Source organism: Microbacterium sp. NPDC064584 (assembly GCF_040687315.1).
In the GTDB taxonomy this organism is placed as follows: Bacteria; Actinomycetota; Actinomycetes; order Actinomycetales; family Microbacteriaceae; genus Microbacterium; species Microbacterium lacus.
The window spans coordinates 177,475-183,649 of the sequence record NZ_JBFBMZ010000010.1 but is presented as its reverse complement, the minus strand read 5'-3'; the positions used below and the strand labels follow the sequence as shown (position 1 = coordinate 183,649).

The window sequence follows — 6,175 nt, the reverse complement described above, 5'->3', positions numbered from 1 at the left end:
TTGCCGGAAACAACTGGTCATCCCACGGTGGCCCTTCAACGTCTACGACGACGAGAACCCCGCGGGAATTGACACCACGCTATGGGACTCACCCCAATTTGCCCGCATCCCATCTGAATCTACGTGTTTTTGGATGTTCCGCGATGCAGTCGAACTCTCGAAAAACCGCGTAATTCCGCGGATTTTGCCGCTAGATGCCGCTATCAAAAACGCGCATTTTTGGATTCGAGTCCCTCCAGGGACATTTGGCGACATCGATGTGCCGAAAGGCACACATGACTGCTGAGACGGACAAATTGCACAACCGATTTCGCCCACGACTGCCCTGCCGCCCCATGTCGGATCACGCGCTGCCGCCGCGCGCAAGCGATACGCGCATCCTCTCGCTGTCGCTAACGTCGCTACCGTGATGTGGGCTCTGATCTGGGGTGCCGTCGCCGCGTCATCGCTGGTGATCGGCGCGGTGCTGGGCGTCGTGCGCGGGTGGAACGACCGCGTGATCGGCGCGGTGCTGGGATTCGGCGCAGGAGCGCTGATCTCCAGCGTCTCGTTCGAGCTCGTGGCGGACGGTCTCTCTGTGGCGGGCGGACTGCCGGTTGCCCTCGGACTGGCGGGCGGTGCGCTCGCGTTCTATCTCGGCGACAAAGGAGTCGAACGTCTGGGTGGTCGGTCGGGCAAGACCGCGGCCGGCATGCCGCTGCTGCTGGGTGCCTTGCTGGACGGCATCCCCGAGCAGGCTGTGCTGGGGATCGGCCTCGCCGCCGGCAAAGGCGTGAGCGTCGCTCTGCTGGTCGCGATCTTCGTCTCGAACCTCCCCGAGGCGATCGGGTCTGCCGCCGACATGCGGTCGGCCGGCACGAAGGCGCGCACCATCGTCCTGGGCTGGAGCGTCGTCGCGGTGGTCTGCACACTGGCGACGGTCGGCGGCTACGGCATCTCCGCTCTTGTGGGCGACCCGTTCGCGGGTGCCGTTGACGGGTTCGCGGCCGGTGCACTGCTGGTGATGTTGGTGAGCTCGATGATCCCCGAGGCGACCCAGAAGGCCGGCAAGGCCGCAGCGCTGTTCGCCGTCCTCGGATTCGCGGTCGCCGCGGGTCTCTCAGCAGCCGGCTGAGCGCCCGAGACCGGTCGCAGGCCGGTCAGCCCTCATCGGCATCCGGCCGCGGCAGCACGGTCAGCACGCGCTCGATGTGATCGCGGAACTCCGTCATGAAGCCGCGCAGGAACTCCTCGGTGCTGGCGTTGGTGACCGAGCCGTCGTCGGCGTAGTCCTCCTCGACCCACGTGATGTAGGCCTCGGGCGAGGTCATCTGGCGGGCGTTGCAGTAGCTGAGCACGCCGCGCAGGCTCTGCTGGGCGACGGCGGTCCCGATCGAGCTGACCGAGGCGCCGATGACGGCAGCGGGGATGTGGTCGAACGCGTTCTCGCCGTAGGGCCGTGAGGCCCAGTCGATCGCGTTCTTCAGCGCGCCCGGGATAGAGCGGTTGTACTCGGGCGTGACGAAGAGGACGGCATCCGTCTCGGCGATCGCGTTCTTGAAATCCTGCGCGACGGGCGGGAAGTCCTCGTCGAAGTCGGGGCTGTACAGCGGCAGGTCCTTGATGGGGATCTCGACGAACTCGAGATCCTTCGGCGCGACGCCCTGCAGCGCTGCGGCGAGCCTGCGGTTGATCGAGGTGGAGGACAGGCTCCCCACGAAGTAGCCGACGGTGTACGACATGCGAGTCTCCCTGCTGATCGGCTGGACGCCCCGATCCGGGCGGGCGGATCGGGGCCGTTCACCTGGTTGCCATCGAAGCACCGGAGGATCATGCGTGCCCCACGTATGACGCCCGGCCCCGGCCTGGTGAGGCGGGGCACCCTCTCAAAGGTGAATGACTCGATCGTCGCGGGTCGCGCTCGTGCAGGCCAAGGGGTTGACACGGATGCCGCGCCGCGGCACCGGCCGAGGTCAGGTGCCGGTGCCCAGGGTGCGGAGATAGCGGGCGGTCATCCGCCGCTGCACCCACCGGCCGATCGGACCGCCGAGCCGCGTGAACCAGCGCCCGGGGCGCGAGAACGCGACGATCCGGAACGTCACTTCGCCGGAGGGCAGAAGCCGCAGCTCGAAACGCTCCTCGCCGCGCTCGGGATGCCCCGGGAGTGTCCCGTACGCGAAGCCGCAGAGGGTAGCGGTGCGTTCGGCCCACACGACGAGGCACGGGATATTGAAGACCAGGAGCCGCATGTCCACGCGGGTCCCTTCTCGGAGCGGCACGTCCGACAGGTCGACGCGCGCCCCGGCGCGACGCTGCACCTCACCGGCCAGCAGATCGTCGGCAGCGCGCTCGAACACCTCGCGACCGCGACCGATCACGCGCTGCATCCGGACGTGGTGGTACCCGGGCGGGAGCTCGCCTGCGGTGGCGCCCACCTCGGAGTAGGTGAGGGGCGGCATCCCTTCAGGGTAGGCCCGTCGCGACGGGTCGGTACCGTCTAAGAGTGATCCCTCTTCGCATGCGCACCGCCGGTGTCGACCTCGCCGCCGACGAGCGGCGCACCGCGCTCGCGGTCATCGCCTGGGAGACCGGGACCGCTCGTCTCGAGGAGCTGCGGCTGGGTGTGAACGACGAAGTGATCGCGGATGCCGCCGTCAATGCCACCCGCATCGGCATCGACTGCGCGCTCGGCTGGCCCGACGCCTTCGTCGACTTCGTGTCCGCACATGCCGACGCCGACCGCCCGCCGGCGGTCGATGGGGGAGCGGACTGGCGGCGCTCTCTCGCCTACCGCGCCACGGATGTCTGGATCCGCGAGCAGACCGGCCGCTGGCCCCTCAGCGTCTCCACCGACCGCCTCGGCGTCACGGGTCTGCGCTGCGCGGGACTCACCGGACGCCTCGCCGCGCGGGGGCTGCGTGTCGACCGGTCCGGTGTGACGGGAGCGGTCGCCGAGGTCTACCCGGGCGCGACGCTGCGCGCCTGGGGGCTGGACACCCGGGGCTACCGGGTCGACGCCGATGCGCGGCGCCTGCTGCTATCGCGGCTCCTGGCGTCGGCATCCGGTCTCGACGTCGGTGAGCACGGCGAGCTCATGATCTCGTCGGGTGACGCCTTCGACGCGGTGATCGCCGCGCTCGGTGCGCGGGCGGCCGCGATCGGGCGCTTCACGCCGCCGCCGCTCGAGATCGCTGCACAGGCGCGGCGGGAGGGGTGGATCGTGCTGCCGTCGTGCACGCTCGCCGAACTCATCGCGTGACCGCAGAACGCCTCCCCGGCCGGGCGCGGGCCCGGCGGGGGAGGCGTTGCCGTGGACTCAGTCGTCGACGACGCTGATCGTGACGTCGATGTTGCCGCGCGTGGCGTTGGAGTAGGGGCACACCTGGTGGGCGGCATCCGCCAGCTGCTGGGCGAGGTCGAGCGGCATCTCGGGGATGTTCACCTCGAGGGTCACGGCGAGCTGAAAGCCGCCGGCGCCGTTGGGCAGCAGCGAGACGCTCGAACCGACGCTCGAGCCCTCGATCTGGGTCTTCTGGGCGCGCGCCACGCTCTGCAGCGCGCTGTGGAAGCAGGCCGCGTACCCGGCGGCGAAGAGGAGCTCGGGGTTCGGTGCGCCGCCGGCGCCGCCCAGCTCCTTCGGGACGCGCACATCGGTGTCGAGGATGCCGTCGGCGGTGCGGACGTGGCCGTTGCGGCCTCCGCCGGTGGCGAGGGCTTCAGCGGTGTAGAGGGCGTTCATGGGTTCCTTTCGGATCGGAGGGATCAGGCGGAGGCGCGCAGCTCGGTGGCGAGCGCCCGCATGTTGGCGGCGATCGCGGACAGCTGCGCGAGGAGGTCGGACACACTGCGACCGCTGTCGACGAAGCCGGGGACGAGGCAGCCGGCGGCGGCGATGACCTCGGCGTGGACGGCGCGGCCCTCGTCGGTCAGGGTGACGCGAACCACGCGCTCGTCGTCGCCGTCGCGGCGGCGGTGCACGAGTCCGCGCGCCTCGAGGCGGCGCAGGAGCGGGGAGAGGGTGCCGGAGTCGAGGTTCAGTTCTTCGCCGAGCGAGCTGACGGTGCGCTCGCCGGTCGCGAGCACGACCATCGCGAGGTACTGCGGATACGTCAGCGACCAGGGCTTGAGCACTTCGCGGTAGGCCTGCGTGGTCGCGTGGGAGGCGGAGTACATCGCGAAGCACACGAACTCGTCGAGCGTCGGGCTGGTCATCCCAAAAGAATTGCACGCAATTCAATTGCGCACAACTTACTGGGTTCGGCGATCCGGACGATACGCGCCCCGCGTGCCTCCGGGCGGGAAATAATCGAGGGATGAGCTCAGCCCCCCAGCCCCGCCGTCGATTCGAGCCGATCTATTCGATGGCCGTCGGCGCCGGTCGGGTGCTCTTCGGCGGTGTGCTGCGGCTGCGACCGACGGTGACCGGTGCCGAGGCGATCCCATCGTCCGGGGCGGCCGTCCTCGCGATCACCCACTTCGGGTACATGGACTTCGCACTGGTGGAGTGGGTGGCCTGGCTGCGAACCCGACGCCGGATCCGCTTCCTGGTGACCAAGCGCGCCGCCGACAAGCCCGTCGTCGGCTGGCTCCTGAACAAGATGCGGCACATCCCCGTCGACATGGGGGCCGGTCGGGACGCCTACACGAACGCCGTCACGGCGCTGCAGGACGGGGAGCTTCTCGGGGTCTTCCCTGAGGCGGGTGTCAGCGCGTCGTTCACCGTCCGTGAACTGAAGACGGGAGCGGTGCGGATGGCGGCGGCCGCCGGAGTTCCGGTCATCCCGGTGGTCGTCTGGGGCGGTCAGTTCCTCCGGACCAAGAATCATCGCGCCAGCTTCCGCGAGGCGTACCGGGCGCCGATCCGCATCGCGTTCGGGCGGCCCACCCACGTGGACACCGCCGACGACCCCGTCGCAGCGACGGCCGCGCTGCGGTCCGATCTCGTCTCCCTGCTCGATGACGCGCAGGCGACCTATCCGCTCTCCGGCGCCGGGCAGTGGTGGCAGCCGGCGCACCTGGGCGGATCCGCGCCCACACCCGACGTCGCCGCCGCGCGGGACGAAGAGCGCCGGCGCCAGCGGGCTGCCGGGCGCTGACGATTCGCGGATGCCGCGCGCGCGGCATCCGCTCCGCCTCAGTCCTCGTCGGGGAACTTCCCCTTCGTCGTGCCGTCCATCGCGTCGGCGAGGGCGAAGATCACCGGCCAGGCGCCCTCGGAGGTGTTGCCGAGCACGGTGACCGTCGTGCCCGTTTCGGGATCATGGGTCGACCGGAACGACGCCCCGGCGTCGTAGCCCTCCAGGATCAGCGAGGACGAGCGGCGACCGAGCCAGAACCCCATCCCGTAGCGCTTGTGCTCGGTGGGCACGTCGAACCGGGGTCGGGTCATCTCGGCCAGGGTCTCGGGTGACACGATCCGCCCGTCCACCAGCGCGTTCCAGAACCGGTGCAGGTCGTCTGCGGTGAAGAACATCCCGCCGTCGCCGTTGCCGCGGACGGGCAGGTGCAGCACGTTCGTGCGGTCGCCGGTCTCGTCGAGGTAGCCGAGCGCGGCATCCGCGGGGAGGTCGTCCGAACGCAGGAAGGCCGAGCCGATGAGGCCCGCGCGGTCGCAGACCTCGGTCTGGACGAGCTCGTGGAAGCCGCGACCGCTCACGCGCTCGGCGATGAGGGCGAGGATCACGTAGCCGCCGTTGCAGTAGGCGAAGCGCTCGCCGGGCGGGAGCTTCTGCGGGAAGCCCTCCAGCGCGGGGAGGAAGCCCTCGGTCTCGGCGAGGGTGTGCAGCGGCACGGAGAAGACGTAGTCGTCGATGTCGCCGTCGGCGTCCTCGTCGAGGTAGTCGCCGATGCCCGACGTGTGGGTGAGGAGGTGCTCGATCGTGACCGCGTCGTCGACGAGGGGCAGGTCGTCACCGAGGATCGGGCGGACGGGATCGTCGACGCCGAGCACGCCTTCTTCGACCAATCGCATGATCGCCAGCGCGGTGAAGCCCTTGCTGCCGCTGGCGGCGGAGATCCGCGTGGTGGGGGTGTTCGGGACGCCCAGGGCACGGTGGGCGAACCCTTCGCACCGCTCGAGCGTGCGTTCGGCGCCGACGTCGATCGTGAGCACGCCCGAGAACGACTCGGCCGCGATGGCCGCGTCCAGCTGCTCGGAGGTCAGAGGCAGGGGCATGATCGGTTCTCCCGTCGTCAG

Annotated in this window: 9 protein-coding genes; 4 read left to right on the top strand and 5 right to left on the bottom strand. The window is 69.9% G+C overall.

Annotated elements, in window-relative coordinates:
• Both AB0P18_RS14615 and AB0P18_RS14610 read left to right on the top strand, forming a co-directional pair.
• On the top strand, window positions 1-286 hold a 286-nt coding region (locus tag AB0P18_RS14615), incomplete at its 5' end, for a hypothetical protein (RefSeq protein WP_363360635.1).
• 123 nt (window positions 287-409) lie between these two features.
• Entirely contained in the window at window positions 410-1,114 is a 705-nt protein-coding gene (locus AB0P18_RS14610; protein WP_363360641.1) for a hypothetical protein, read from the top strand.
• A gap of 25 nt (window positions 1,115-1,139) precedes the next feature.
• Here AB0P18_RS14610 and AB0P18_RS14605 read toward each other — a convergent pair whose 3' ends face one another.
• Both AB0P18_RS14605 and AB0P18_RS14600 read right to left on the bottom strand, forming a co-directional pair.
• Window positions 1,140-1,721, bottom strand: coding sequence for an NADPH-dependent FMN reductase (locus tag AB0P18_RS14605; RefSeq protein ID WP_363360634.1), 582 nt, complete (start codon window positions 1,719-1,721; stop codon window positions 1,140-1,142).
• A 231-nt stretch (window positions 1,722-1,952) separates the two neighbouring features.
• Window positions 1,953-2,438: a DUF1990 domain-containing protein gene (locus tag AB0P18_RS14600; protein WP_363360633.1), complete on the bottom strand. Its 486-nt coding sequence runs from the start codon at window positions 2,436-2,438 to the stop codon at window positions 1,953-1,955.
• A 44-nt stretch (window positions 2,439-2,482) separates the two neighbouring features.
• Between AB0P18_RS14600 and AB0P18_RS14595 the strand changes: the two genes are divergently transcribed.
• Entirely contained in the window at window positions 2,483-3,238 is a 756-nt protein-coding gene (locus tag AB0P18_RS14595; protein ID WP_363360632.1) for a DUF429 domain-containing protein, read from the top strand.
• A gap of 57 nt (window positions 3,239-3,295) precedes the next feature.
• Here the strand turns inward: AB0P18_RS14595 and AB0P18_RS14590 are convergent, their stop codons facing one another.
• Together AB0P18_RS14590 and AB0P18_RS14585 are read right to left on the bottom strand one after the other, a co-directional pair.
• On the bottom strand, window positions 3,296-3,718 hold the full coding sequence (locus AB0P18_RS14590; protein ID WP_363360631.1) for an organic hydroperoxide resistance protein: 423 nt from the start codon (window positions 3,716-3,718) through the stop codon (window positions 3,296-3,298).
• Between the two features lie 23 nt (window positions 3,719-3,741).
• Window positions 3,742-4,191, bottom strand: a complete 450-nt coding sequence (locus AB0P18_RS14585) for a MarR family transcriptional regulator (protein WP_363360630.1) — start codon at window positions 4,189-4,191, stop codon at window positions 3,742-3,744.
• A gap of 101 nt (window positions 4,192-4,292) precedes the next feature.
• On the opposite strand from AB0P18_RS14585, the gene AB0P18_RS14580 reads away from it, so the two are divergent.
• The gene (locus AB0P18_RS14580; RefSeq protein ID WP_363360629.1) at window positions 4,293-5,075 is read left to right on the top strand and encodes a lysophospholipid acyltransferase family protein; all 783 of its coding nucleotides are present in this window, start codon (window positions 4,293-4,295) and stop codon (window positions 5,073-5,075) included.
• Window positions 5,076-5,113: 38 nt separating this feature from the next.
• Here AB0P18_RS14580 and AB0P18_RS14575 read toward each other — a convergent pair whose 3' ends face one another.
• Window positions 5,114-6,154, bottom strand: coding sequence for a serine hydrolase domain-containing protein (locus AB0P18_RS14575; protein WP_363360628.1), 1,041 nt, complete (start codon window positions 6,152-6,154; stop codon window positions 5,114-5,116).
• Window positions 6,155-6,175: the final 21 nt, after the last annotated feature.

Bases quoted from the DNA above. Each gene is read 5' to 3' on its own strand.
- AB0P18_RS14585 (WP_363360630.1), bottom strand. From the start codon at position 4,191: ATGACCAGCCCGACGCTCGACGAGTTCGTGTGCTTCGCGATGTACTCC.
- AB0P18_RS14580 (WP_363360629.1), top strand. From the start codon at position 4,293: ATGAGCTCAGCCCCCCAGCCCCGCCGTCGATTCGAGCCGATCTATTCG.
- AB0P18_RS14590 (WP_363360631.1), bottom strand. From the start codon at position 3,718: ATGAACGCCCTCTACACCGCTGAAGCCCTCGCCACCGGCGGAGGCCGC.
- AB0P18_RS14575 (WP_363360628.1), bottom strand. From the start codon at position 6,154: ATGCCCCTGCCTCTGACCTCCGAGCAGCTGGACGCGGCCATCGCGGCC.
- AB0P18_RS14600 (WP_363360633.1), bottom strand. From the start codon at position 2,438: ATGCCGCCCCTCACCTACTCCGAGGTGGGCGCCACCGCAGGCGAGCTC.
- AB0P18_RS14605 (WP_363360634.1), bottom strand. From the start codon at position 1,721: ATGTCGTACACCGTCGGCTACTTCGTGGGGAGCCTGTCCTCCACCTCG.
- AB0P18_RS14610 (WP_363360641.1), top strand. From the start codon at position 410: ATGTGGGCTCTGATCTGGGGTGCCGTCGCCGCGTCATCGCTGGTGATC.